This window comes from Streptomyces sp. YKOK-I1 (assembly GCF_054660435.1).
On the sequence record NZ_BAAGDR010000001.1, the window covers coordinates 9,323,748 to 9,347,233 of the forward strand.

21 protein-coding genes and 1 pseudogene are annotated in these 23,486 nt (G+C 73.0%); 13 read left to right on the forward strand and 9 right to left on the reverse strand.

Translation table 11 applies throughout. The annotated features are described in order from the left end of the window. Nucleotides 1-8 precede the first annotated feature (8 nt). From pgm to ACYQ8Q_RS41485, 4 genes and pseudogenes are all read left to right on the forward strand, one after another. On the forward strand, nucleotides 9-1,649 hold the full coding sequence (pgm, locus tag ACYQ8Q_RS41470) for a phosphoglucomutase (alpha-D-glucose-1,6-bisphosphate-dependent) (RefSeq protein ID WP_460072159.1): 1,641 nt from the start codon (nucleotides 9-11) through the stop codon (nucleotides 1,647-1,649). A gap of 247 nt (nucleotides 1,650-1,896) precedes the next feature. Beyond that, nucleotides 1,897-2,760 (forward strand): PP2C family protein-serine/threonine phosphatase, encoded by an 864-nt coding sequence (locus tag ACYQ8Q_RS41475; RefSeq protein ID WP_460072161.1) that lies wholly within the window; start codon nucleotides 1,897-1,899, stop codon nucleotides 2,758-2,760. Between the two features lie 67 nt (nucleotides 2,761-2,827). Continuing rightward, nucleotides 2,828-3,829: an MASE1 domain-containing protein gene (locus tag ACYQ8Q_RS41480; RefSeq protein WP_460072164.1), complete on the forward strand. Its 1,002-nt coding sequence runs from the start codon at nucleotides 2,828-2,830 to the stop codon at nucleotides 3,827-3,829. 18 nt (nucleotides 3,830-3,847) lie between these two features. After that, nucleotides 3,848-4,240 (forward strand): annotated as a pseudogene (locus tag ACYQ8Q_RS41485) (DUF2071 domain-containing protein); the annotation flags it as partial. On the opposite strand, the gene ACYQ8Q_RS41490 reads toward ACYQ8Q_RS41485, so the two are convergent. From ACYQ8Q_RS41490 to ACYQ8Q_RS41500, 3 genes are all read right to left on the reverse strand, one after another. Next, a complete protein-coding gene (locus ACYQ8Q_RS41490; protein WP_460072166.1) occupies nucleotides 4,231-4,944 on the reverse strand; it encodes a TetR/AcrR family transcriptional regulator in 714 nt (237 codons plus the stop codon). The pseudogene ACYQ8Q_RS41485 and the gene ACYQ8Q_RS41490 sit on opposite strands and share 10 nt — an antisense overlap. Before the next feature lie 62 nt (nucleotides 4,945-5,006). Next, nucleotides 5,007-5,198: a hypothetical protein gene (locus ACYQ8Q_RS41495; protein ID WP_460072168.1), complete on the reverse strand. Its 192-nt coding sequence runs from the start codon at nucleotides 5,196-5,198 to the stop codon at nucleotides 5,007-5,009. Nucleotides 5,199-5,305: 107 nt separating this feature from the next. Beyond that, nucleotides 5,306-6,484, reverse strand: coding sequence for a phytanoyl-CoA dioxygenase family protein (locus ACYQ8Q_RS41500; RefSeq protein WP_460072170.1), 1,179 nt, complete (start codon nucleotides 6,482-6,484; stop codon nucleotides 5,306-5,308). A gap of 110 nt (nucleotides 6,485-6,594) precedes the next feature. Between ACYQ8Q_RS41500 and ACYQ8Q_RS41505 the strand changes: the two genes are divergently transcribed. Together ACYQ8Q_RS41505 and ACYQ8Q_RS41510 are read left to right on the forward strand one after the other, a co-directional pair. Continuing rightward, entirely contained in the window at nucleotides 6,595-7,644 is a 1,050-nt protein-coding gene (locus tag ACYQ8Q_RS41505) for a LacI family DNA-binding transcriptional regulator (protein WP_460072172.1), read from the forward strand. A 155-nt stretch (nucleotides 7,645-7,799) separates the two neighbouring features. Next, nucleotides 7,800-9,410, forward strand: a complete 1,611-nt coding sequence (locus ACYQ8Q_RS41510; protein WP_460072173.1) for an MFS transporter — start codon at nucleotides 7,800-7,802, stop codon at nucleotides 9,408-9,410. Between the two features lie 198 nt (nucleotides 9,411-9,608). Here ACYQ8Q_RS41510 and ACYQ8Q_RS41515 read toward each other — a convergent pair whose 3' ends face one another. Continuing rightward, nucleotides 9,609-11,522 (reverse strand): RICIN domain-containing protein, encoded by a 1,914-nt coding sequence (locus ACYQ8Q_RS41515; RefSeq protein WP_460072175.1) that lies wholly within the window; start codon nucleotides 11,520-11,522, stop codon nucleotides 9,609-9,611. 175 nt (nucleotides 11,523-11,697) lie between these two features. On the opposite strand from ACYQ8Q_RS41515, the gene ACYQ8Q_RS41520 reads away from it, so the two are divergent. Beyond that, the gene (locus ACYQ8Q_RS41520; protein WP_460072177.1) at nucleotides 11,698-12,330 is read left to right on the forward strand and encodes a TetR/AcrR family transcriptional regulator; all 633 of its coding nucleotides are present in this window, start codon (nucleotides 11,698-11,700) and stop codon (nucleotides 12,328-12,330) included. Between the two features lie 43 nt (nucleotides 12,331-12,373). After that, nucleotides 12,374-14,047, forward strand: a complete 1,674-nt coding sequence (locus ACYQ8Q_RS41525) for an FAD-binding dehydrogenase (protein WP_460072179.1) — start codon at nucleotides 12,374-12,376, stop codon at nucleotides 14,045-14,047. Between the two features lie 7 nt (nucleotides 14,048-14,054). Here the strand turns inward: ACYQ8Q_RS41525 and ACYQ8Q_RS41530 are convergent, their stop codons facing one another. Next, nucleotides 14,055-14,402 (reverse strand): DUF488 domain-containing protein, encoded by a 348-nt coding sequence (locus tag ACYQ8Q_RS41530; protein WP_460072181.1) that lies wholly within the window; start codon nucleotides 14,400-14,402, stop codon nucleotides 14,055-14,057. Between the two features lie 133 nt (nucleotides 14,403-14,535). Here ACYQ8Q_RS41530 and ACYQ8Q_RS41535 point away from each other — a divergent pair, with 133 nt between their 5' ends. Next, entirely contained in the window at nucleotides 14,536-15,951 is a 1,416-nt protein-coding gene (locus ACYQ8Q_RS41535) for a M1 family metallopeptidase (protein ID WP_460072183.1), read from the forward strand. Nucleotides 15,952-16,104: 153 nt separating this feature from the next. Here ACYQ8Q_RS41535 and ACYQ8Q_RS41540 read toward each other — a convergent pair whose 3' ends face one another. After that, on the reverse strand, nucleotides 16,105-17,322 hold the full coding sequence (locus ACYQ8Q_RS41540; RefSeq protein WP_460072185.1) for a saccharopine dehydrogenase family protein: 1,218 nt from the start codon (nucleotides 17,320-17,322) through the stop codon (nucleotides 16,105-16,107). A 142-nt stretch (nucleotides 17,323-17,464) separates the two neighbouring features. On the opposite strand from ACYQ8Q_RS41540, the gene ACYQ8Q_RS41545 reads away from it, so the two are divergent. Continuing rightward, on the forward strand, nucleotides 17,465-18,172 hold the full coding sequence (locus tag ACYQ8Q_RS41545) for a TetR/AcrR family transcriptional regulator (protein ID WP_460072187.1): 708 nt from the start codon (nucleotides 17,465-17,467) through the stop codon (nucleotides 18,170-18,172). Nucleotides 18,173-18,262: 90 nt separating this feature from the next. Here the strand turns inward: ACYQ8Q_RS41545 and ACYQ8Q_RS41550 are convergent, their stop codons facing one another. After that, complete coding sequence (locus ACYQ8Q_RS41550; protein WP_460072189.1) at nucleotides 18,263-19,165, reverse strand: LysR family transcriptional regulator ArgP; 903 nt, start codon at nucleotides 19,163-19,165, stop codon at nucleotides 18,263-18,265. Nucleotides 19,166-19,242: 77 nt separating this feature from the next. Here ACYQ8Q_RS41550 and ACYQ8Q_RS41555 point away from each other — a divergent pair, with 77 nt between their 5' ends. Both ACYQ8Q_RS41555 and ACYQ8Q_RS41560 read left to right on the forward strand, forming a co-directional pair. After that, a complete protein-coding gene (locus tag ACYQ8Q_RS41555) occupies nucleotides 19,243-19,860 on the forward strand; it encodes a LysE/ArgO family amino acid transporter (RefSeq protein ID WP_460072191.1) in 618 nt (205 codons plus the stop codon). Between the two features lie 119 nt (nucleotides 19,861-19,979). Further along, nucleotides 19,980-21,290, forward strand: coding sequence for an MFS transporter (locus tag ACYQ8Q_RS41560; RefSeq protein ID WP_460072193.1), 1,311 nt, complete (start codon nucleotides 19,980-19,982; stop codon nucleotides 21,288-21,290). Nucleotides 21,291-21,727: 437 nt separating this feature from the next. Here the strand turns inward: ACYQ8Q_RS41560 and ACYQ8Q_RS41565 are convergent, their stop codons facing one another. Then, nucleotides 21,728-22,183, reverse strand: a complete 456-nt coding sequence (locus ACYQ8Q_RS41565) for a cyclic nucleotide-binding domain-containing protein (RefSeq protein ID WP_460072194.1) — start codon at nucleotides 22,181-22,183, stop codon at nucleotides 21,728-21,730. 279 nt (nucleotides 22,184-22,462) lie between these two features. Continuing rightward, nucleotides 22,463-22,684, reverse strand: coding sequence for a hypothetical protein (locus tag ACYQ8Q_RS41570; protein ID WP_358985033.1), 222 nt, complete (start codon nucleotides 22,682-22,684; stop codon nucleotides 22,463-22,465). Nucleotides 22,685-22,858: 174 nt separating this feature from the next. Here ACYQ8Q_RS41570 and ACYQ8Q_RS41575 point away from each other — a divergent pair, with 174 nt between their 5' ends. After that, nucleotides 22,859-23,329 carry an ATP-binding protein gene (locus tag ACYQ8Q_RS41575; protein WP_460072196.1) on the forward strand — a complete coding sequence of 157 codons (471 nt, stop codon included), beginning with the start codon at nucleotides 22,859-22,861 and terminating at the stop codon, nucleotides 23,327-23,329. Nucleotides 23,330-23,486: the final 157 nt, after the last annotated feature.

The following is a 23,486-nucleotide window of genomic DNA, read 5'->3' on the forward strand; positions in this document are numbered from 1 at the left end:
GCGGGCACATGCAGCACGAGCGAGCGGGTCGGCCGGCCGGCCCCGAGGACCTCGTCGACGTCGCCCGGCTGGTCACCGCGTACTACGCGCTGCACCCCGACCCGGCCGACCCCGCGCAGCGCGTGGCGTTCGGCACCTCGGGCCACCGCGGCTCGTCCCTGAACACCGCCTTCAACGAGGACCACATCGCCGCGACCAGCCAGGCCATCTGCGAGTACCGCGCCGCTCAGGGCACCGACGGCCCGCTCTTCGTCGGCGCCGACACCCACGCCCTGTCCGAGCCCGCGCGCGTCACCGCCCTGGAGGTGTTCGCGGCCAACGACGTCACCGTGCTCATCGACAGCGGCGACGGCTACACGCCCACTCCGGCCGTCTCGCACGCCATCCTCGCCCACAACCGCGGCCGCGCCGTTGGCCTCGCCGACGGCGTGGTCGTCACCCCCTCGCACAACCCGCCCGCCGACGGCGGCTTCAAGTACAACCCGCCGAGCGGCGGCCCCGCGGGTTCCGACGCCACCTCCTGGATCCAGGACCGGGCCAACGACATCATCGCCGCCGGTCTGAAGGACGTCCGCCGCATCCCGTACACCCGGGCGCTCGCCGCGCCCACCACCGGGCGCTACGACTTCCTCGGCACGTACGTCGCCGACCTCCCGGCGGTCCTGGACCTGGACGCGATCCGCGCGGCCGGGATCCGGATCGGCGCCGACCCGCTCGGCGGGGCCTCGGTCGCCTACTGGGGCCGGATCGCCGAGCAGCACCGGCTCGACCTGACCGTGGTCAATCCGCTCACCGACCCCACCTGGCGGTTCATGACGCTGGACTGGGACGGCAAGATCCGCATGGACTGCTCCTCGCCGTACGCGATGGCCTCGCTCATCGGCCGGCGGGACCGGTTCCGGATCGCCACCGGCAACGACGCCGACGCCGACCGGCACGGCATCGTCACCCCGGACGCGGGCCTGATGAACCCCAACCACTACCTGGCCGCCGCCATCGCCTACCTCTACGCGCACCGCGAGCAGTGGCCCGCCGATGCGGGGGTGGGCAAGACGCTGGTGTCCTCGTCGATGATCGACCGGGTCGCCGCGGACCTCGGGCGCCGGCTCGTGGAGGTGCCCGTCGGCTTCAAATGGTTCGTGGACGGGCTGGTCGACGGCTCGCTCGGCTTCGGCGGCGAGGAGTCGGCGGGCGCGTCCTTCCTGCGCCGCGACGGCTCCGTGTGGACCACCGACAAGGACGGCATCATCCTGGCGCTGCTCGCCTCCGAGATCACGGCGGTCACCGGGAAGACGCCCTCGGAGCACTACACCGGTATGACGGAGCGCTTCGGCGAGCCGGCCTACGCCCGTATCGACGCGCCCGCCACCCGCGAGGAGAAGGCGCTGCTGGCGAAGCTCTCGCCCGCGCAGGTAACCGCCGACACGCTCGCCGGTGAGGCCGTCACCGGCGTCCTCACCGAGGCCCCCGGCAACGGCGCGGCCCTCGGGGGCATCAAGGTCACCACGGCCAACGCCTGGTTCGCGGCCCGCCCCTCCGGCACCGAGGACGTCTACAAGATCTACGCCGAGTCCTTCCTGGGCGCGGAGCACCTCACCCGGGTCCAGGAGGAGGCCAGGGCGGTGGTGACGGCGGCCCTGGAGCCCTGACGGCACCGGACCGGACATGGCCAGGTGGGGGGCACCGGCACCAGCGCCCCACCTGTCGGCCGGCGCCTGGCGTGATGGTCTGACGTCTCGTCACCAGGGTGGATGCGCGGTGGAGTTGGTGTGCCGAGGTCGTCGTCGGGGCGGGGTGTGCCGCGGGTGCCGCCGGGTGCCGGGCTCCGGGCGGACGGATATGATCCTGTAAACGTAAAATGCCGGAATTGGCCCGGAGTGATCCCCGGAGTGATCGATGTCCCGCAAGCGCCCGCCGGACGAAGGCGACGAGCTGCTGGCCAGGCTCGGGTCGCTGACCGCCCAGGCACGGGAGCGTGCGGAGCTGCAGCGCTCCCGTGTCGAACTGGCGCTCGCCCTCCAGCGCGGCATGCTGCCCCGGGACCTCCCCGTGGCCCCCGGGTACCGGCTCGCGGTCCAGTACGCCCCCGCCTGCTCCGGCCTCAACGTCGGCGGCGACTGGTACGACGCCTTCACCCTGCCCGACGGGCGGATAGGCCTGTCCATCGGCGACGTCCAGGGCCACAACATCGAGGCGACCGCGTTCATGGGGCAGGTCCGGGTCGGCCTGCGGGCGCTCGCCTCCGTCACCGGTGAGCCCGGAGAGCTCCTCGCCCGCACCAACGACCTGCTGCTCTCCCTCGGCGGCGATCTCTTCGCCACCTGCACCTTCATGCGGCTCGACCCGGCCAGCGGGGTCCTGGAGAGCGCCCGGGCCGGACACATCCCCTGCGTCTGGGCCACCGCGGACGGCAAGTCCGGCACAGCCCAGGACGAGGGCGGCCCGCCGCTCGGTGTCGTCGAGGGCGTCGACTACCCCGTGACCCGCTACCGCCTCACCAAGGGCGGCTTGTTCGTCCTGCTCACGGACGGGGTCGTCGAGGGCCCCCGGCTCAGCGTCGACGAGGGCCTCGACCAGGTCGTCCGGCTCGCCGGGATCGCCGCCGTGGCCGGCATGGAGGCCGGTTCGCTCGCCGCCGCCGTGCTCAGGGGCGCCGAACGCTCCGGGCACGAGGACGACGCGGCGGTCCTGGTGGTCGGCCACGACGGACTGCCGGCGGACACCCCCGGGATGCCCGGGATGCCTCGGCTGCGGCCCTAGCTCGTGTCCGGCCCAGGGACCGGACGGCAAGGGTCTCACCTCGCCGACCGCGCCGGGACGGTGTCTGATGGCTGCTGTGCTGGGTATCCGGGACCTCGAGCTGCGCCGGACGGCGGTCTTCGCCGTCCAGACGCTCGCCGTCGCCGTCTGCTACTACGGGGCCGGGCGACTCGGACTCATCCGCCGGCTCGTCGTCGAGGGCGCCGTGTTCACCCCGATCTGGCCGCCCACCGGCGTCGCGGTCGCCTCCCTGCTGATCCTCGGTCTGCGCGCCTGGCCGGGCATCGCCCTCGGTGTCCTCCTCGTCATCCTGTCGATCACCACCCTGCGCCCCGTCGCCCTCGTCACCGTGGTGGGCAACACCGCCGCTCCGGTCTGCGCCTACCTCCTGCTGCGCAGGGTCGGCTTCCGCGCCGACCTCGCCCGATTACGCGACGGCCTCGCCCTGGTCTTCCTGGCGGCGCTCACCGCGATGCTGCTGAGCGCGAGCGTGGGCGTGGGCCTGCTGATCCTCACCGGCAAGCTCGACGCGGAGTCCTTCTGGCCGGTCTGGCTGGGCTGGTGGGTGGGGGACGCGATGGGCGTCCTGATCGTCACGCCCGTGCTGCTGCTCCTGCGGACGGCGCGCGGCCCCCTGACCCTGTCCCGCTGGAAGGAGGCCGCGGGTCTCGCGGTGATCTGCCTCGCCCTCGTCCCGCTGGCCACCCGGAGCACGGTCAGCGTGCTCTTCCTGGTCTATCCGCTGCTGATCTGGGCGGCCCTGCGCTTCCTGCTGGCCGGCAGCATGCTGTGCGCGCTGTTCACCTCCGTCATGGCGACGATCGCCGCCACCGACCGGACCGGGCCGTTCGCCCGCCTCAGCCGGGTCGAGGTGATGATCAAACTCCAGGCCTTCAACGGCACGATGGCCCTCACCGCCCTGCTGCTCTCGGCCGTGATCATGGAACAGCGCAACACCCGGCGCTCCGTGGAGCGCGCCTGCCAGGAGCTGGTGGAGGTCCTGGAACACCTCGCGGCGGGCGACCCGCCGCCCGGCCGGCCACCGAGGGACCCCGGCCGCGGAGGGTGAACCTGGCATGCTGACGCCGTGCAGAAGCCCGCCCCGGTCACACCCGACGCCCCCGGCCGCGTACGCTTCCCGCTCCTCACCCGGCAGTGGCTCGACCTGTGCTTCCTGCACTGGGCCGTCGCCCGGGGTGCCCTACCTCGGGTCCTTCTAGGAGACCAACGTCCGGCTGTACTCCGGCTGCCGTATCTCTGGTCTGTCTCTGGTCCCGGATGAGGGTGCACGCGGCCGACGGTCTCGTGACGTACACGAGCCGCCGCCGGCCCGGTCCGCGCGGTGCGTACAGCCGTGTCGTGGTGCGTCCCGGCGCGGGTCGAGGAACCGACCGGGCTGGAGCACTTCCTCACCGCCCGCTGGGGCATGCACAACGCCTTCTTCGGCGGGGCCGCCTCTCTGCCGAACCATCATCCGCGCCGCGGGGCCGCCGTCACCGTCAGGCCCGGCGGGGGCCGGTAGTCCGCACCCAGGCCCAGTCCGGTCGCCAGTTCGAGCATCAGCAGTTCGAACATCGGTTCCTGGTCCAGGATCAGCGGGTTGAAGTGGGCGAACACCTCCAGGGCCACCTGTCCGTAGAGCGAGCGCCAGCACGACAGCATGACGACCAGCGCGCCGAGCGGTATCTCCACCCCGGTGGCCGAGCGGTAGGCGGTGATCTGCCGGCGCAGCCTCGGGTCGAGATCGGCGTCGGCGATGATCGGGTAGGGGCGGGTCGCCCACAGCCGCATGTGCTCGGGCCCCCAGACGGACGCCAGCTCCTGGATCCAGTCGCCGGTCAGATCGGTCTGGGCGGAACCGGCGGCCACCGTGGGGGTGCCGAACAGCAGGGCGAACTCCTGGCGGTGGGTCAGTCCCCACCGCCGGAACACCCGGCAGGGGGCGACCAGCCGGGCCGCGAGATCGGTCTCGGGCTCCGCCTCGACGGAGTCCCGCAGCAGCGCGGTCAGCTCGGCGACGATGTCCCGGGCGGTGTGCCGGACGATGTCTCCGAGGTCGTCGAAGTGCCGGTAGAGGGCCGCCGGGGTCACCCCGACCCGGCGGGCGATCTCGGCGAGGGTCAGCGCCTCCACCCCTTGGCCGGTGATGACCGCCCGCGCCGCGGCGCGGACCTCCCGCGACATCTGCCGGCGCAGCCGCTCGCGGCGTGTGGGGGCGGAGTGCGGGTCGTCGTCCGCGTCCTCGTTCAGTCGTCCTCCTTCGGCCGGCCCGTCGCATCGGGAGCGGGATGCGACAGTACCGAGGTCGGACCGGTGACCTGCCGGGTTCCGCACAAGAGGCCCTCGGACGGGTCCGGCTGCAGGCCGTGGACGGTCAGGACGGCCACCGCGGTGACGGCGACGAAGCCGCCGGTGAGGAGCATGTCGACGTTCTTCACACCCCCACCAACGTGCGGGGGCGTCACAAAGTAATGCCCCGTTACTTTGCCGCGGGCCGTGACTCGGTGCACCGCGGCGCTCGCGGCGCGGCCCGGCGCACGCCGGTTCAGCTCCTGCGCCGCTCCGCGCCCGCCGCCAGCTCCCGCCGCAGCCGCTCCGGCTCCCAGCCCTCGGCGACCGCCTGCCAGAGGGTGTCCGCCTGGGAGGGCGGGGCCAGACCGTCGACCGGCGGGTCGAGATCGAGGTTGGTGGGGAAGGGGTAGCCCTCGGCGGTGGCGGCGACCACGCGGCGCAGCCAGTCCTCCCCGGCCCCCTCCGCCTTCCGCTCCCGCAGGACCGGGAACAGCGCGTTCGCCATCGCCGCCCGGTCGACCGTCTCCATCGCCCGGCCGAACGCGGAGGAGATCTGGAGCAGATTGGCCATCCGCCGGATGTCGGGGGAGACGTTGTGCCCGGCCGCGTGGAACAGCGCCGGGTTGAAGAAGGCCGCGTCCCCCTTCTCCAGCGGGAGCTGGACGTGGTGCGCGTCGAAGTACGCGATGAACTCGGGCAGCCGCCAGGCGAGATAGCCGGGCTCGAACTTCTGCGAGTGCGGCAGGTACAGGGTCGGACCGGACTCCACGGGCATGTCGCAGTGGGCGACCGCGCCCTGGAGGGTCAGCACCGGAGACAGCCGGTGCACATGCGCCGGGTACGCCGCCGCCCGCGCCTGGGACAGGAAGCCGAGATGGTAGTCGCGGTGCGGGCTCTGCGCGGCGCCGCCCGGGTTGACCACGTTGACCTGCGAGGTCACCTGGTAGGCGGGGCCGAGCCAGGCCTCGGCGATCAGCTCCAGCATGTCGTTGGCGTAGTAGTCGGCGAACACCTCCGGCGCCCGCAGGGCCATCTTGTCGAGGGCGTTCCACACCCGGTCGTTCGCGCCCGGCTTGGCGAAGTGGTCTCCGCGGGCCGTGCCCGAGGCCCGCTCCTCCTCGATCAGCGCCCGGAACGCCTCCGACGCCCGGTCCACCACCGCCGGGTCGGTGTACGCGCCCTTGAGGACCACGACACCCGGACCGTCCAGCAGGGTCCGCACCAGCTCGCCCTGCACCTCCCGGCGCCCCTCGGCGGTGGCCGTCAGCTCGCGCAGCCGGCCGCTGTCGTAGAGCGGGACGTCGCGCTCGATCCGCAGGGCCGAGGGGTGGTCGGCGGGGTCGGTGCGCTGCTCTACGAGCGAGCGGAACACCTCGAGATCGCAGTCCTCCTCGGTCAGCCAGGTCCGGGAGCGCACAGGGGTGGGGATCATCACGGGTCCTTTCTCAGCCCTCGCTTTTCTGCCAGTCTTCTGAGGGAGAACCCCTCATTCAAGGCTCGGCAGTACATCAAAAACACATCAGGAACCGTGGGAAATCAGGCATGCGACACCCCTATACGATCAAAGAGATCGCCCGCCAGTCCGGCCTGAGCACGGCCACGGTCGACCGGGTCCTCAACCGCCGCGGCGGTGTCCGCGAGAGCACGGTCCGCGAGGTTCGGCGGGCCGTCGAGGACCTCGACCGCCAGCAGACCCAGGTCCGCATCGGCGGCCGTACCTTCATGATCGACATCGTGATGCAGGCGCCGGAGCGGTTCTCCACCGCCGTACGCGAGGCCCTGGAGGCCGAACTGCCGTCGCTGCACCCCGCCGTGGTGCGCTCACGCTTCCACTTCCGGCAGACCGCGCCCGTCGGCGAACTGACCGGCATCCTCGACCGGATCGCCCGGCGGGGCTCGCAGGGGGTGATCCTCAAGGCGCCCGACCTGCCCGAGACCACCGCCGCCGTCGGCCGGCTCACGGCCGCCGGCATCCCCGTCGTCACCCTGGTCACCGATCTGCCGGCGAGCGCCCGCGTGGCGTACGTCGGGATCGACAACCGGGCCGCCGGGAGCACCGCCGCCTACCTCCTCGGCCAGTGGCTCGGCGACCGGCCCGGCCATGTCCTGACCACCATCAGCCGGGGCTCCTTCCGGGGCGAGGAGGAGCGCGAGATGGGCTTCCGCAGCGCGATGCGCCTCGCCCACCCCCGGCGCGCCCTGGTGGAGGTCACCGACAGCGACGGCCTCGACGCCACCCAGCGCGACCTGGTCCTCGGGGCGCTGCGCCGGGACGAGGACATCGTCGCCGTGTACTCCATGGGCGGCGGCAACCTGGCGACGCTGGCCGCCTTCGACGAACTGGGCCGCACCTGCGCGGTGTTCGTCGCCCACGACCTCGACCACGACAACACCCGGCTGCTGCGCGAGCGCCGGCTGTCCGCGGTCCTCCACCACGATCTGCGCCAGGACGTGCGACGCGCCTGCCAGACCGTGATGCGGGCGCACGGGGCACTCCCGGACGACGGGCCCGCGCTGCCCTCGGCGATCCAGGTGGTGACACCGTTCAATCTGCCCCCGGAGGTCTCCGCGCAGGCCCAGCCGTCGGGGTGAGGGATGTCGAGGATCCGGGGAAAGCGGGCCCCGGATGTCGAGGGTCCGCGTCCCAGGGTCCGTGGCTCGCCTGAAGCGGCCGGTGTCACGGACAGTGGCGGCCGTCAGCCCCACTCCAGCGCCCGGTGCCCGGGCGCCGTCAGGAAGAGTCCTCCGTGAATGTCACGACCACGGCGCACGAGCCGCGGGAACGACGGACCGCCACACTCGTCATGGCCTGCGTCGGTGTGTTCGTCGCCTATCTGCCGGTGACCACCGTCTCGGCGAGCCTGCCCGCCATCCAGCGGGCCCTGAACGCCTCGACCGCTCAGCTGTCCTGGGTCTCCGACGCGTTCGTGCTGCCGATGGCGGCCCTCATCCTCACCGCGGGCGTCTTCGGCGACGTCCATGGCCGCAAGAAGGTCTACCAGGCCGGACTCGGCCTCAGCGCCCTGGGCGCACTCGTCGCCCTGTGCGCGCAGAACGTCCAGACGCTCTGGGTCGGCCAGGCGCTCGCCGGGCTGGGCTCGGCCGCCCTGCTGCCCACCACCCTGGCCCTGATCAGCCACGCCGTCCCCGACCCGCGGGAGCGGGGCAGGTTCATCGGCCTGTGGGCCACCTCCCTGACGGCCGCGCTGGCCCTCGGCCCGGTCATCGCGGGCGCCGTCCTCGACCACGTCGACTGGCGCTGGATCCACCTCCTGCCGATCCCGGTCTCCCTCGCCGCCCTGGCCTGCGCGGCCAAGCTGCTGACCGACTCCCGCGCGCCGGGCTCCCGGCGCCTGGACTGGCCCGGCCAGCTCACCGCCGCCCTGGCGATCACCGCGTTGGTCTACGGCATCATCGAGGGCGGCGCCGGGTCCTTCACCGACGTCGAGGTGATGGTCGCCCTGTTCACCGCCGCGGTCTGCGCCGTCGCGTTCGTCCTGGTGGAACGCGCCAGTGACAGCCCCATGCTGGACCTCACCCTGTTCCGCAGCCCGGCCTTCACCGCCACCACCCTGATCGCCATGATCAGCTTCCTGGGCCTGATCGGGTTCTTCTTCGCCCTCAGCCTCTACTTCGGCATGGTCCAGCGGCTGTCCACGCTCGACGCCGCCTGGCGGCTGCTGATGGTGTCCTCGGTCCCGCTCGTGCTCGGCGCCCCCGTCGGCCGGCTCGTCCACCGGGTCCCGGCGCGGCTGCTCATCCCCGGCGGGCTGCTGGTCTCCACGGCCGCCCTGCTGACCCTGACGGACATCGACGCGCACACCTCGTTCGGCTCGCTGGCCTGGCGGCTGGCGCTGCTGGGCCTCGGCATGGCCTTCGTCATCACGCCGATGACGGCCACCGCCGTCGGCTCGGTGCCCTTCCGGCAGGCCGGCATGGCCGCCGCCGGCAACAACGCCTTCCGCCAGGTCGGCGCCGCCCTCGGCCCCGCCGTGCTCGGCGCGCTGCTCTCCGGCAAGGCGGTGGACGCCCTCCCGGGTCACCTCACCGGGGCGGGCCTGGGCGCCGGGACGGTCCAGCAGGTCATGGGGGTCGCCGAACGGGGCGGCATCGGCGCCGTCGCCGGGATCGACCTGGGCGCGGACACGCCCCGGGTCCTCGGCGCACTGTCCGAGGCCTTCCTGGACGGCCTGCATCTCTGCCTGATCGTCTCCGCCGTCCTGACCCTGCTCGCCGCCGCCGTGGGAGTGCTCCTGCTCGGCCGCGCGCAGCGTACGGCACCTCCCGCGGTCGGCGGTCCCGGCGCGGACGGCCCCGCGGCGGCTCCCTCCCTGGCGGGCGACCACGCCGGAGGCTGATCCCGGCGTATCCGGCGCACGGCGTACCGAGCGGCACGTCGGCCGGGTACCGGCGCCGCCCGCGGGGACGGGCGGCGCCGCGCGCCCGCCGGTGCCCGGGCACCGGCGGGGCCGCGAGCGGTCACGACACCCCCACTCCCGCCGCACGCCCCGGTACGAGGGTCCCGGGCACCGCCCGCCGAACGCGCCCCGTCCCGCTCAGCCGACGGCGAGACGCGCGATCGACAGGGTCGTGGTCGTCGGCGAGGCGCCGGACAGAGCGGAGCCGTAGTCCGGGGCCGCGGACACGAAGGCCCAGGCGAGGCTGCCGTCCGCCAGGGTCGTCAGATCACCGGAGACGTGCGCGTCGACGACCTCGTCGTCGGAGACCGGCTTCCCGGTGGGGTCGATGACCCGCAGATGCGTCCCGGTGAACTTGCCGGTGCAGGTGCCGTCCTTGCAGCTGGCGTTCGCGACGCTCTCCCAGGAGACCAGCAGGTTCTTGCCGTACGGGGCGATGTGGACGTTGACGTGGTCGGTGCCGGGGTCGTCGGTGAGCGTCACCGTGCTGCCGGGGGTCCCGGCGTCCTTGAGCAGGGCGACCGTCACCTGGTGGGTGTCGGTCTTCGGGGTGACGGTCCAGCCCCGGCCGCTGCTGTCCGCGCTGTTCTTCACGGCCGAGGCCGCGCCCCGGTCCGCGAAGGCGGTGGCGTACCCGCCGGTGGAGGTCTTCACCAGGTCGCCGGAGGAGCTGGGGTACGCCCCGCCGCAGTAGCCCGCCCAGCACTGCTCGCGCTGCACCACGGGGGCCTCGTCCGGTGCCGCGATCCCGGTGCTGACGAACAGTCCGGACCGCCAGTCGTCGAAGCACAGTGAGGGGAAGGCCCCCGAGTCGCCCGGGGCCAGGGCTATGCCCTCGTTGTGGCTGCACCCCCAGTCCCAGCCACCGGACTCGGTGGCCCCGGCGGCGTCGAGATAGGCGAGCTTGTCGCCGTAGTGCCCGTCGGTGAAGCCGCCCGCGCCGTGCACGACGAAGTAGGCGCCGTACTGGCTGCCGTTCCACTGGAGCGCACCGTCGAGCACCGGCGAGGTGTCGTTGCTGGCGGTCCCGGTCAGCTTCTTGCTGAAGAGCGCGGAGCCGTTCTTGTACCGGATCAGGGCGGCGGCCGTGTCGTTCCACTTGTTGGAGTCCGCGACCCTGGTCAGGAGCGCGAACCCGTCGTCGTGGGCGACCAGTCCGCCGACCTCCTCGGTGCCCGGGACCACCGTGTCGCTGCCCTCGCGGGCCAGCTTCGAGGACAGCGAGGTGACATGGACGCCGTCCGACGCCGGCCACGCCACCCGCACCGAACCGTCGGGCGCCGCCTGGGTGGCGACCCGCGTCCACTGCGGGAGCCCGTTGTAGCCGGACTCCTGGTACGGGAAGGCCGTGGGCAGGGTCACCGTGGAGACGGTGAGGCGCCCGGCGAGCGAGCTCCCGGACGCCGTGGACGCGGAGGTCGGACTCTGGGACGGGGAAGGGGAGGCCGAGGGCGACGCCGACGGGCTCGCCGAGGCGCCGGTGCCGGGCACCGCCGCCAGCTTCCACTGCTGGTTGGTGCCCCCGTTGGACTTGTACTGGACGATGCCCGCGCCCTCGGCGGTGGACTTCGCCTTGACGTCCAGCACCTTGCCGCTGTGCCGGTTGACGACCTTCAGGGCGCCGCCGGTCAGCTCCTCGATCTTCCACTGCTGGTGCGCGGCGCCCGCGTCGGCGCTCTGGTCGACGACGGCGTTGTTCGCCGTCGAGGCGCTCCTGACCTCCAGCACCTTGCCGCTGCCCCGGTTCACCAGCTCGTAGTAGCCGTCGTCGGTCGCCCGCAGCCGCCACTGCTGGTCCGCGCCGCCGTCGTCGGCGCCCTGGACGGCCTTCGCGGCGTCGGCCGTGGACGCCCCGGCGACCTCCAGCACCTTCCCGCTGCGCACCGACACCAGCCGGTAGTAGGCGTCGCCGTCGATCGTCGCGGCCTCGGACTTCGACGGGGGCGAGAGCAGCAGGTACGGCCCCAGCACGGCGGGCACGCCGATCAGCAGGCCGGTCGCCGTCCACCGCTTGCGATGGCGCCCGCCGGACCGCCGGTTGAGGTCGCTCATATGACAGATCTCCTTCGATGACACCGTGCGGACCCGGCAGAGGTCGCCGGATCCGTCTCTCAGTGGTCACCGAAGCCACAGAGGTTGCCGCGCCCGATCACATGCGAATCGAGTGCGAACTCTTTCGATACATGAATGCATCCGATACATTCGCGTATCGAACGGAGGTCCGACAGTGGCGACGGAGCAGAACGAACGGGCGACCGCCCGGGTCACCCGGCGCCGGGTGCGCACCCGGGCCAATCTGCTCGACGCCGCCTTCGCCGTGTTCGCCGCCAAGGGATTCGGGCGGGTCTCCATCGAGGAGGTCTGCGAGGCCGCCGGCTACAGCCGGGGCGCCTTCTACTCCAACTTCGCCACCCTGGACGAGCTGTTCTTCGCGCTCTACCGGGAGCGTGCCGACCTGATCGCCCACCAGGTCGCCGACGCCCTCGCCGGCGACGGCCCCGATCTCGACGTACCGGCCTCCGTGGACCGGGTCACCGAGGTGCTGCTGCTCGACCTCGACTGGCTGCTGGTGAAGACGGACTTCCTGGTGCACGCGGCACGGGACCCGGCCGTCGCGCAGACCCTCCTGGAACACCGGGCCCGGCTGCGCCGCGCGATCGCCGACCGGCTGGCCCGCGCCCGTGGTCACATCCCGCTGCCCGCCGTCCTCGGCGACGCCGACTCCGCCGCCCACGCGGTCGTGGCCGCGTACGACGGGGTCACCACCCAACTGCTGCTGGACCAGGACGTGGACGCCGCCCGCGCCTGGCTCAAGCAGCTGCTCACCGCGCTGCTGACCGACGGCAGCGCACCGGAATAGCACCTCTTCGCAGCTCCCCAGTCAGAGAAAGGCAACGGTCGCCATGGACGCGGACGTCATCGTCGTCGGAGCGGGCCTCGCGGGCCTGGTCGCGGCGCACGAACTCACCAGCAGGGGCAGGCGGGTCGCCCTGGTCGACCAGGAGAACGCCGCCAACCTCGGCGGCCAGGCGTTCTGGTCCTTCGGCGGGCTGTTCCTCGTCGACTCCCCCGAGCAGCGCCGCCTCGGCATCAAGGACTCCCTCGACCTCGCCTGGAACGACTGGCAGGGCAGCGCGCAGTTCGACCGCACCGAGGACGAGGACTCCTGGGCGGTGCGCTGGGCCCGCGCCTACGTCGAGTGGGCGGCGGGGGAGAAGCGCACCTGGCTGACCGGGCACGGGATCTCGTTCGTGCCGACCGTCGGCTGGGCCGAGCGCGGCGACCTGCGCGCCGACGGCCACGGCAACTCCGTGCCCCGCTTCCATGTCGCCTGGGGCACCGGCACCGGCGTCGTCGAGCCGTTCGCCCGCTACGCCAAGCAGGCCGCGAAGGACGGCCTGCTGACCTTCCACCACCGTCACCGCGTGGACGAGCTGGTCATGACGGACGGCGCCGCCCGCGGCGTACGCGGCACGGTCCTCGCGCCCGACGACTCCGCCCGCGGAGTCGCCTCCAACCGCGAGGCGATCGGCGCGTTCGAGCTGACCGCCCAGGCCGTCGTCGTCACCAGCGGCGGCATCGGCGCCGACCACGAGATCGTGCGCCGCTACTGGCCCGAGCGCCTGGGCACCCCGCCCACCGAGATGGTCACCGGCGTGCCCGCCTACGTCGACGGCCGCATGCTCGACATCAGCGCCGCGGCCGGCGTCCGGCTGGTCAACCGCGACCGTATGTGGCACTACACCGAGGGCATCCAGAACTGGGACCCCATCTGGCCCGGCCACGGCATCCGCATCCTGCCCGGCCCGTCCTCGATGTGGTTCGACGCGCTCGGCCGCCGGCTGCCCGACCCCTGCCTGCCGGGCTACGACACCCTCAACACCCTCAAGTACCTGCGCACCACCGAGGACATCGCGGGGTACGACCACTCCTGGTTCGTCCTCAGCCAGAAGATCGTCGAGAAGGAGTTCGCGCTCTCCGGCTCCGAGCAGAACCCCGACATCACGGCCAAGGACCGCCGGGCCGTCCTGCGCGACCGGCTGCTCGGCAAGGGCGCCCCGGCCCCCGTGCAGGCGTTCCTCGACCACGGCGCGGACTTCGTCGTCGCCGACACCCTCGACCGGCTCGTCGAGAAGATGAACGCGCTCACCGACAAGCCGCTGCTCGACGCGGACGGACTGCGCCGCCAGATCCGCGCCCGCGACCTCCAGATCGACAACGCGTACAGCAAGGACGCCCAGGTCCAGGGCATCCGCAACGCCCGCCGCTACATCGGCGACCGCCTCGGCCGGGTCGCGACCCCGCACCGCCTCCTCGACCCCGAGGCCGGCCCGCTGATCGCGGTCAAGCTGCACGTGCTCACCCGCAAGACGCTCGGCGGCATCCAGACCGACCTCGACTCCCGCGCCATCGGCGCCGACGGACAGCCCATCGAGGGCCTGTACGCGGCGGGCGAGGTGGCCGGCTTCGGCGGCGGCGGGGTCCACGGCTACAACGCCCTCGAAGGCACCTTCCTCGGCGGCTGCCTGTTCTCGGGCCGCGCGGCGGGCCGGGCGGCGGCCGGCCAGACCGGCTGAGCCGGCGTCAGCCCAGCAGCCCCAGCAGGACGGCCGCGTGACTCTCCTGCGGGGACTTCGCGGCCGTCAGCAGGGTCACCGGCCCCTCCTGGACCAACGCCCGCACATGGTCCAGGAGTTCGGCCGCCTCGGGAGCGGCCAGCTCCGCCTCGTAACGGCGGGAGAACTCCTCGTACGACGCCTCGCCCGCGTGGTACCAGCGGCGCAGCTCCGTCGAGGGGGTCATCGCCTTGGGCCACTCGTCGATCCGCGCCGCGTCCTTGGCCAGGCCGCGCGGCCACAGCCGGTCGACGAGGACACGGACGCCGTCCCCGGGCTCGGGCGGTTCGTAGACACGGCGCACACGGACAGTCATGCCGCCGAGCGTAGGGCCTGCCCACGACCGTCCCCCGACGGCGCGCGGCTTGACCTGGAGGAGGGCGAATCCGGGCGGCGCGTTGCCTAGTCTGATGGGCGTTTGATCACTCGCCACCCCCCAAGGAGCGCACGTGACCCTCTCCCGCAGACGCCCCGCCCCGCTACGGCGGGAAGCCGTCGTCGCCACCGTCCCGATCGCCGTGGCGGCCCTGCTGACGGCGGCCGGACCGGCCACCGCGGCCGGTTCGGCGGGCGCGCCCGGCGTCGGCGACCCGTACTTCCCGCTCGCCGGGAACGGCGGCTACCACGTCTCCCACTACGGTCTGACGCTCGGTTACGACCCGGGCAGCGGCCACCTCACCGGCCGGGCCGTCCTGACCGCCCGCGCCACCCAGCGCCTCAGCCGCTTCGACCTCGACCTCAAGGGCCTGAGCATCACCGGCCTGACGGTCGATCACCGCACGGCCGCCCACCGGCGCGACGGCCAGGAACTCGTCGTCACCCCCGCCCGCCCGCTCCGCAAGGGCCAGACCTTCCGCGTCACCGTCACCTACCAGGGCAAGCCCGGCCCCGTCACCGACCCCGACGGCTCCCTCGACGGCTGGATCCCCACCGACGACGGCGCCTTCGTCGCGGGGGAGCCGCAGGGCGCCATGACCTGGTTCCCCGCCAACAACCATCCCCTCGACAAGTCCGCGTACGACATCACGATCACCGTCCCCAAGGGTCGCACCGCCGTCTCCAACGGCGTCCTGCTCGGACAGCGCACCCGCAACGGGAAGACCACGTTCCGGTGGCGCCAGAAGGAACCCATGGCCGCCTACCTCGCCACCGCCACCGTGGGGAAGTTCCAGGTCAAGCAGTACACGACCCGCGACGGCGTCAAGGTGTACGACGCCGTCGACCCGCGCGAGGCCAACGCCGCCGCGCCGGTGCTGAAGAAGCTGCCGTCCGTGCTGGAGTGGGAGAGCGGGCTCTTCGGGCCCTACCCCTACCGCGCCGCCGGCTCGATCGTCGACCACGCGCCCAACGTCGGCTACGCCCTGGAGACCCAGACCCGGCCGCTGTACGACAGCGCGCCCAGCCTGGACACCCTCGTCCACGAGAGCGCCCACCAGTGGTTCGGCGACTCGGTCTCCCTGACGTCCTGGAAGGACATCTGGCTCAACGAGGGCTTCGCCACCTACGCCGAGTGGCTCTACTCCGAACAGCACGGCGGCGACAGCGCCCAGAAGAAGTTCGACGCCCTGTACGCCACCCCCGCCACCGACGGCGTCTGGGCCTTCCCGCCCGGCAACCCCGGCAGCGGCGCCAACATCTTCGGCAGCCCCGTCTACGCCCGCGGCGCCATGACCCTCCAGGCCCTGCGGGTCGCGATCGGCGACCGGGCCTTCTTCCGTGTGCTGCGTGCCTGGGCGCAGCAGCACCGTTACGGCCACGGCACCACCGCCCAGCTGGAGCGGCTCGCGGAGCGGGAGTCCGGCCAGGACCTCGGGCCGCTGTTCCAGAAGTGGCTGTACCGGCCGGGCAAGCCCAGCACCCCGTGACGGCCGGGGCGGCGCGCGTCAGGTACCGCGGCGCGCGCCGGTCCGCCGCCCCACACGCCCACGGCTTGGTCCGTGTCCCGATGTGCCGATCGGGAAGAAGAGGTCGGGGTCCTCACCGGGACGGAGGTGAAACGGACGAGACAGGGAAATCCCTCACTGCTCCCGCATGCCCCAGGGGGAGCCGTACGCCGTCAGCAGGTCGAGGAAGGGCCGGGCGGGGAACGCCTCGGGCCCGAGGACACCCGTGCCGGACCAGGCGCCGCCGGCCAGGAGTTCCAGCGCGACGACGGGGTTGACGGCCGTCTGCCAGACCACGGCCTGGCTGCCGTACTCGGCCATGGACCACTGGTTGTCGACCACGTGGTACAGGTACACCTCGCGCGGCGCGCCGTCCTTCACGCCCCGCACCCAGGTGCCGGCGCAGGTCTTGCCGTGCATGCGCTCGCCCAGTGTCGCCGGGTCGGGCAGACAGGCGGCGACCACGTCCCGGGGCGAGACCGGCACCGGGCCCGCCGCGCTCGGCACGGTCACCGGCGCGGTGCGGTCCAGCTCCAGCTTGTGCAGCGTCTTCAGGGTGTCGACGAACTCGCGGCCCAGGCCGTACTTGAAGGTGACCCGGCGGGCGTCCACCCAGCGCGGGACGAGCAGCACCTCCTCGTGCTCCACGTTGACGCACTCCACCGGGCCGATGCCCTCGGGGAAGTCGAACACCTCCGGCTCGCTGAAGGGCGCGGTGGTGAACCAGCCGCGGTCGGCCTCGTAGACCACCGGAGGGTTGAGGCACTCCTCGATGGTGGTCCAGATGTTGAAGGAGGGCGCGAAGTCGGCGCCGTCGACGGTGAGGTTCGCGCCGTCCCGGATGCCGATCTCCTCGATCTCGTCGAAGAGCTCGTCGGCGGCGTACCGCGCGAACACGTCCGACAGCCCCGGCTCCACCCCCATGCCGACCAGGGCAAGTCCGCCCCTCGCCGCCCACTCCTCGGCCTGCGCGAACTGCGCGTCGCCGAGCTTGACCCCGCACTCCTCGTAGGGCCGCTCCGGATGCGGCCGGGACAGCGACATCGCCATGTCGACATAGGTGGCCCCGGCGGTGCGCGCCGCGCCGAACAGGGGCATCACGAAGCGCGGGTCGGTGGCGTTGAGGAGCACGTCGCAGCGGTGCCGGGCGAGCAGCGCGGCGACCGCCTCCTCGTCGCCCGCGTCGACCCGCTCGGCGGTGAACCGGTCGTCGCCGTCGAGCGCGGCGACGGCGGCCGCGGCACGGGCGGGGTCGTAGTCGGCGACCACCATCGCCTCGAAGAACGGGCGCCGGGCGGCGATCCGGGTGACGGCGGTGCCGACGCCGCCGGCACCCACGAGCAGGACACGCATGACGAGAACTCCCTCGGTCGAAGAGGTGCAAGGTGTGCGAAAGGTGTGCGAAAGAAGGGGGCCCTGTCCGCGATACAACGCCTTTCCCTGCCGTAAGGTCAATGGCGTTGGCATAAGGAGGCGGCGGGGAAAGGCGGCGAGGATGCCGAAGACGGTCGTACCGGAGGAGAAGCGGAGGCGGCGCAGGCCCACCCGGAGCGGCACCGTGCTGTCCGAGCGGCTGATCGTCGAGGCCGCGCTGCGGCTGCTGCGCGAGCACGGCAGCAGTGGACTGACCGCGCGCCGTCTCGGCCTCGCCCTGGACTGCGACCCCAGCACGCTCTACCGCTACTTCCGGGGCATGGACGAGCTGACCCTGGCCATCGGTGACGCGCTGATCGGCGAGGCGCTGCGTGGCTGGGAGCCGACGGGGGAGTGGCGGGCGGACCTGCACGCGATCGGGCTGCGCATCCACGCCGCGTACGTCGCGCATCCGCAGGCGGCCCAGCTCACCGCGAGCCGGGTCACCGGCCGGGCCAACGAACTGGCCGCCGACGAGGCCGTCCTCGACGTCCTGCGCACCGCGGGCTTCCCGCTGCCGGAGACGGTCCGGGTCTACCACGCCTTCATCGACCAGACGCTGGCCTTCGCCGCCCTGGACGCGGCCTCCCTCGCCCTGCCCCGCGCCTCACAGCGCGCCGACGACGCCAAGTGGGCCTCGACCTACGCCCGCCTCCCCGCCGCCACCCACCCCCGCATCGCCGAGGCGGCCCCCCTGCTCTCCGCCCGCATGGTCACCAGCGCGTACCCGACGGCCCTGGCGATGCTCCTGGACAGCGCGGCGAACACCCTGGACCGCCTCGCCTCCTGAGGCCGGGAGGCGGGCGCGTCGGCGTCGGTGTCTCGCGGCTCGGCTCGCCGGGAAGGCGCACCCGGAGAGTGGCGCGGGTGCCCGGCGCGGTCAGCGTCTGAGCGTCCGTGCCGCCTCCTCCGCCACCGCCTCGGCGACCGCCGCCAGGGCCGGTGAGTCGAGTTTCCACTGCTGCCAGTGCAGCGGGACGTCCAGCGGGCGGTCGGGGGCCAGCGGGATCAGGCGGCCGGTGCGCAGGAGGGCGCCGGCCTGGGCCTCGGGGACCATGCCCCAGCCGAACCCGGCGGCCACCGCGGCCACGAAACCCTCCGAGGTCGGCACGGCGTGTCGTACCGGACCCGCACCCGGGGCGCCGCGCCGCAGCCCGCGGACGAACGCGTCCTGGAGGTCGTCGCTGCGGTCGAAGGTCATCACGGGGGCCCGCCCCAGGGTCTCCCCGAGGGGGCCGTCCTCGAGATGCCGGGCCACGAAGTCCGGGCTGGCGGCGGCCAGATAGCGCATCGTGCCCAGCGCCCGCACCGAACACCCGGTCACGGCCTCCGGCGAGGAGGTGACCGCGGCCATCACGAGCCCCTCGCGCAGCAGCTCCGCCGTGCGGGTCTCGTCCTCGCGATGGAGTTCGAAGCAGAGCGGCGGTTCCTGCGGCACCCGGGTCAGGGCGGGCAGGAACCAGGTCGCCAGCGAGTCCGCGTTCACCGCGACCGTCACCCGGGTCGGCTCCCCGGCCCCGCTCATGCCCAGCTCGGACCGCGTGTCGCGCTCCAGCCGGGCCAGCTGCCGGGCGAACCGTACGACGATCTCACCGGACTCCGTCGGCCGCACCGGCTTGGTGCGCAGCAGCAGGACCCGGCCCGTGCGCTGCTCCAGCGCCTTCACCCGCTGACTGACCGCCGACGGCGTCACGTGCAGGACGGCCGCCGCCGCGTCGAAGGTGCCCTCGTCGACCACGGCCAGCAGCGTCCGCACCTGCTCCAGCGGGAGGTCGGTCATCATGACGTCATCACGAGCGCTAATGGTACGTAAAAATCTTTAGCTGTACGTGCGGTGATCGCCTCCTTAGCGTGGAGGCCATGTCCACCGCACTCGCCGCCGCGGCCGCAGGCTTCGGCACCGGTCTCTCGCTCATCGTCGCCATCGGCGCCCAGAACGCCTTCGTCCTGCGGCAGGGGATCCGCCGCGACGCCGTCCTGGCCGTCGTCGGGATCTGCGCCCTGTCCGACGCCCTCCTCATCGCCCTCGGGGTGGGCGGAGTGGGCGCCCTGGTGGTGGCCTGGCCGGACGCCCTGACCGTGGTCGGCTGGGTCGGCGGCGCGTTCCTGCTCGGCTACGGGCTGCTCGCGGCCCGCCGGGTGGTCCGGCCCGGCGCGGACGCGCTGCGCGCCGACGGCGAGGCGGCCGGCTCGCGCCGCCGGGCCGTGCTCACCTGTCTGGCGCTGACCTGGCTCAACCCGCACGTCTACCTCGACACCGTCTTCCTGCTGGGCTCGATCGCCGCCGACCGCGGCCCGCTGCGCTGGACCTTCGGCCTGGGCGCCGCCTTCGCCAGCCTGTGCTGGTTCGCCGCCCTGGGCTTCGGCGCCCGGCTGCTCGGCCGCTTCCTGACCCGGCCCGCCGCCTGGCGGGTGCTGGACGGTCTGGTCGCCGCCACGATGATCACCCTCGGCGTGCTGCTCGTCACGGGCGCCTGATTCCGTAGCGCGTTCATTCCACACTCTGAGACCGCATGTCCAAAAGGGCCGCGTCACCACAGGTGCTGCTGAAATAGTGGCCCCCGACCCGAAAGATGTAACGAGCAACCAGGACGCGCGTGGACACCAGCGAGAGCAGCGGCACGGTACCCGGGGCCGGTACCGACGACGGGCCGAGTACCGACGAGACGCCCCGGCGCGGCTGGCGCCGCTGGGCGATGGACACCCGCCCCCTGCGCCGCCCCGCCTACCGCAGACTGTGGTCCTCGACCATCGTCACGGCCGTCGGCAGCCAGCTGACGGCCGTCGCCGTGCCCAAGCAGATCTACGACATCACCGGGTCCTCCGCCTGGGTCGGCTACGCCAGTCTCGCCGGGCTGGTGCCGATGGTGCTGTTCGCGCTGTGGGGCGGCGCGGTCGCCGACACCGTGGACCGGCGCAGACTGCTGCTGATCACCAACAGCGGGATCGCCGTCACCTCGGTGCTGTTCTGGCTCCAGGCCGTCGCGGGCCTGGACTCGGTGGCCGTCCTGATGGTGCTGCTCGCCGCCCAGCAGGCGTTCTTCGGCCTCAACGCGCCCGCCCGCAACGCCTCGATCGCCCGGCTGGTCCCGGCGGGGGAGCTGGCCGCCGCCAACGCCCTCGGTTCCACGGTCATGCAGACCGGACTGGTCGCGGGCCCGCTGCTCGCCGGCGCCCTGATCCCGGTGATCGGTCTGCCCGAGCTGTATCTGCTCGACGCCCTCGCCCTGACCGTCACCCTGTGGGCCGTCGTCCGGCTGCCCGCGCTGCCACCGCTCGCGACCACCGCGGCCAGGCGGGCCGGGGTGCGCGAGATCGCGGAGGGCTTCCGGTACATATCCCGGCACAAGGTCCTGCTGCTGTCCTTCCTCGCCGATGTCGTCGCCATGGTCTTCGGCATGCCCCGCGCCCTGTTCCCGCAGCTCGCCGACCGGACGTACGCCTCCTACGGCGAAGGGCTCGCGCTCGGCCTGCTGTTCGCGGCGATCCCCATCGGAGCGGTGCTGGGCGGACTGTTCTCCGGGACGTTCTCGCGGGCCCGTCGGCACGGCTGGATGGTGATCGGCGCGGTCGTCGCCTGGGGCGCCGCGATCACCGGGTTCGGGCTGAGCACCAGCCTGTGGCTCGCCGTGCTGTTCCTGGCCGCCGCCGGGGTCGCCGACATGGTCTCCATGGTCTTCCGCGGCGCGATCCTGCTCTCCGCCGCCACCGACGAGATGCGCGGCCGGATGCAGGGCGTCTTCACGGTCGTCGTCGCCGGCGGGCCGCGGCTCGCCGACGTCCTGCACGGCACCGCGGGCGCCGCCTTCGGCCCCCGCGCGGCGGTAGCGGGCGGCGGTCTGCTGGTCGTCGCCCTGATGCTGGGCCTGGCCACCGCCGTACCGGCCCTGCGCCGCTACCGCGTCTGACGGCCCCGGCGCCTGAACCACCCGACCGGTCACGTCCCGGTGGTTGTCACCTCGGACGGTCCCGTCCGGTGGTTGTTGCGCTGGTGGTCGTGTCCGGGTGGTTGTCGTGTGTGGGGATCGGGTCCGGGTGGTTGTTGCGCTCGGTGGTCGTGCCCCGGTGGTTGTCGCGTGTGACGGTCCCCTCCGGTGGCTGCCGCGTCCGATCGGTCGCGTCCCGGTGGTTGTCGCGCTTGGTGGTCGTGCCCCGGTGGTTGTCGCGTGTGAGGGTCGGGTCCGGTGGTTGTCGCGCTCGGTGGTCCCGTCCGGTGGTTGTCGCGTGTGATGGTTCCCTCCGGTGGCTGCCGCGTCCGATCGGGGCGCGTCCCGGTGGTTGTCGCCTCGGACGGTCCCGTTCCGGTGGTCGCCGTGTTCGCCCGGGGCTCCCGGGTCCCGGCGGGCTACAGCGACCGGTGCCGGTGCGTCCCGTACTGGTCCAGCAACCGGCCCCGGGTCATCTCCAGCCGGTGGGCGAGGATCTCGGCCACGATCCGCACCAGCGTCACCCCGAGCGCCGGATCCTCCTCGCACAGCTTCAGCACCGGCTGCGCCTCGAACTCGTAGGCGCGGACCGGGCTGAACGCCTCGGCGCCGAAGTCCCACTCGTACGGTGGGAACAGCCAGGACCAGCCGAGCAGATCACCGGCGCCGAGGCTCGCGACGGTGACCCGCTGCACCGAGGTCACCTGCTGGATGAGGGAGACCGCGCCGGAGCGGACCACCCAGAAACGGTCGGCCCGGCCGCCCGCCTCGAAGATCAGGGCGTCCTCCGGGAAGGAGACCTCCCGGGCCAGCTCCATCAGCCTGCGGCGCTGGGGCGGGGGAAGGGCGGTCAGCAGTTTGGTCGCTTTGGTCATGGCGCGGTGCTCCTCGCCGGGCGATCGGTCGCGGTGCTTGTCTCCACAGCCCATTTCAGCCGCTGCCGGCCCACCGGGCACCTCGGCGGAGGTGACTTTCGGCACCGGGGCAGGAAAAAGCCCTGGCTGGACGGGGGAAGCCAGCCAGGGCCGTCAAGGATGGTGTGCGAAGGAGACAGAGGCTCGACCTCGCTCACCGCCTATGGGTGAACCGTAAACCATCCGCGGAGATTTCGCGTACCCGGAAGCCGGTCACGTGACCCGTTTCACTTCGCCGGGTCAGTGCCGCACACCGGCCCGGCCCGGCGTCACGATCTCGTCCAGGATCCTGAGCACCGCCTCGTACGCCAGACCCCGCACCCGCGCCTCGCGCGCCGCGTCCGGATCGTCCCGCTCCAGCTCACCGCTCCGGGCCCGCCAGCTCCGCAGCTCCTCCCGCGCACAGGCCCTCGCGCGCTGGATGCGGCGCAGCAGCTCACCCGCGTCCACGACATCGGTCATGCCTGATATGTACCCTCCGCGGGCCGCTCCGACGACTCCCGGCGCCCCGCAGGTTTGGAGTCCGCCGGGGCGGCCAGCCGCAACGGAGAGGGGCCCGCGCAGCCCGGAGGGGAGAGCACCGGGCGCACCCCTCGGTCCGACCAACCGCACGGGAACGGCCAGGGGAGCGAAAGGATGCATGTCAACGAAACGACCGACCGTACGGACGCACTCGACGCACTCGACGCACTCGACGCACCGCGCGGACCCGATCCGGACCCGGAGCAGGGCCCCTGCCGGCCCTGCGACGTCCGCCGGGCCGTACGGCGGGCGGTGACCGGGCAGTGCGGGGGCGGCGGCCGTCCGTACGACGAGCAGGCCCTCTGCGACGCCCTGCTCGTCGCCTCGGAACTCACCACCAACGCCATCCTCCACGGCGGCGGTGTCACCGCGTACGACGTCGACCTCGACGGACCCGCCGTCCGGGTCTCCGTGAGCGACCGCAGCGACCAGCTGCCGGTGGTCGCCCCGACGCTCGACGAGCACGGGCGGACCCGCACCGGCGGCCGGGGCTGGCCGATCGTGTGCCGGCTGGCCCGTGACGTCCAGGTGTCCGGCCTGCCCTCCGGCGGCAAGCGCATCACCGCCGTGGTCCCCGTGTACTGAAAGACCTGTGCACCGGAGGACCTGTGCACCGAAAGGCCGTCCCCCGAACGGAGTTTGTTCCTCCGGCCCCAGGGCAGACGGAGGTTCGTGCTTCGGACCGGAGGCGCGCCGACGGGAGTGGTATGTCCGCTCCGGGCCGCTCCCGCGAGCCCCGGAC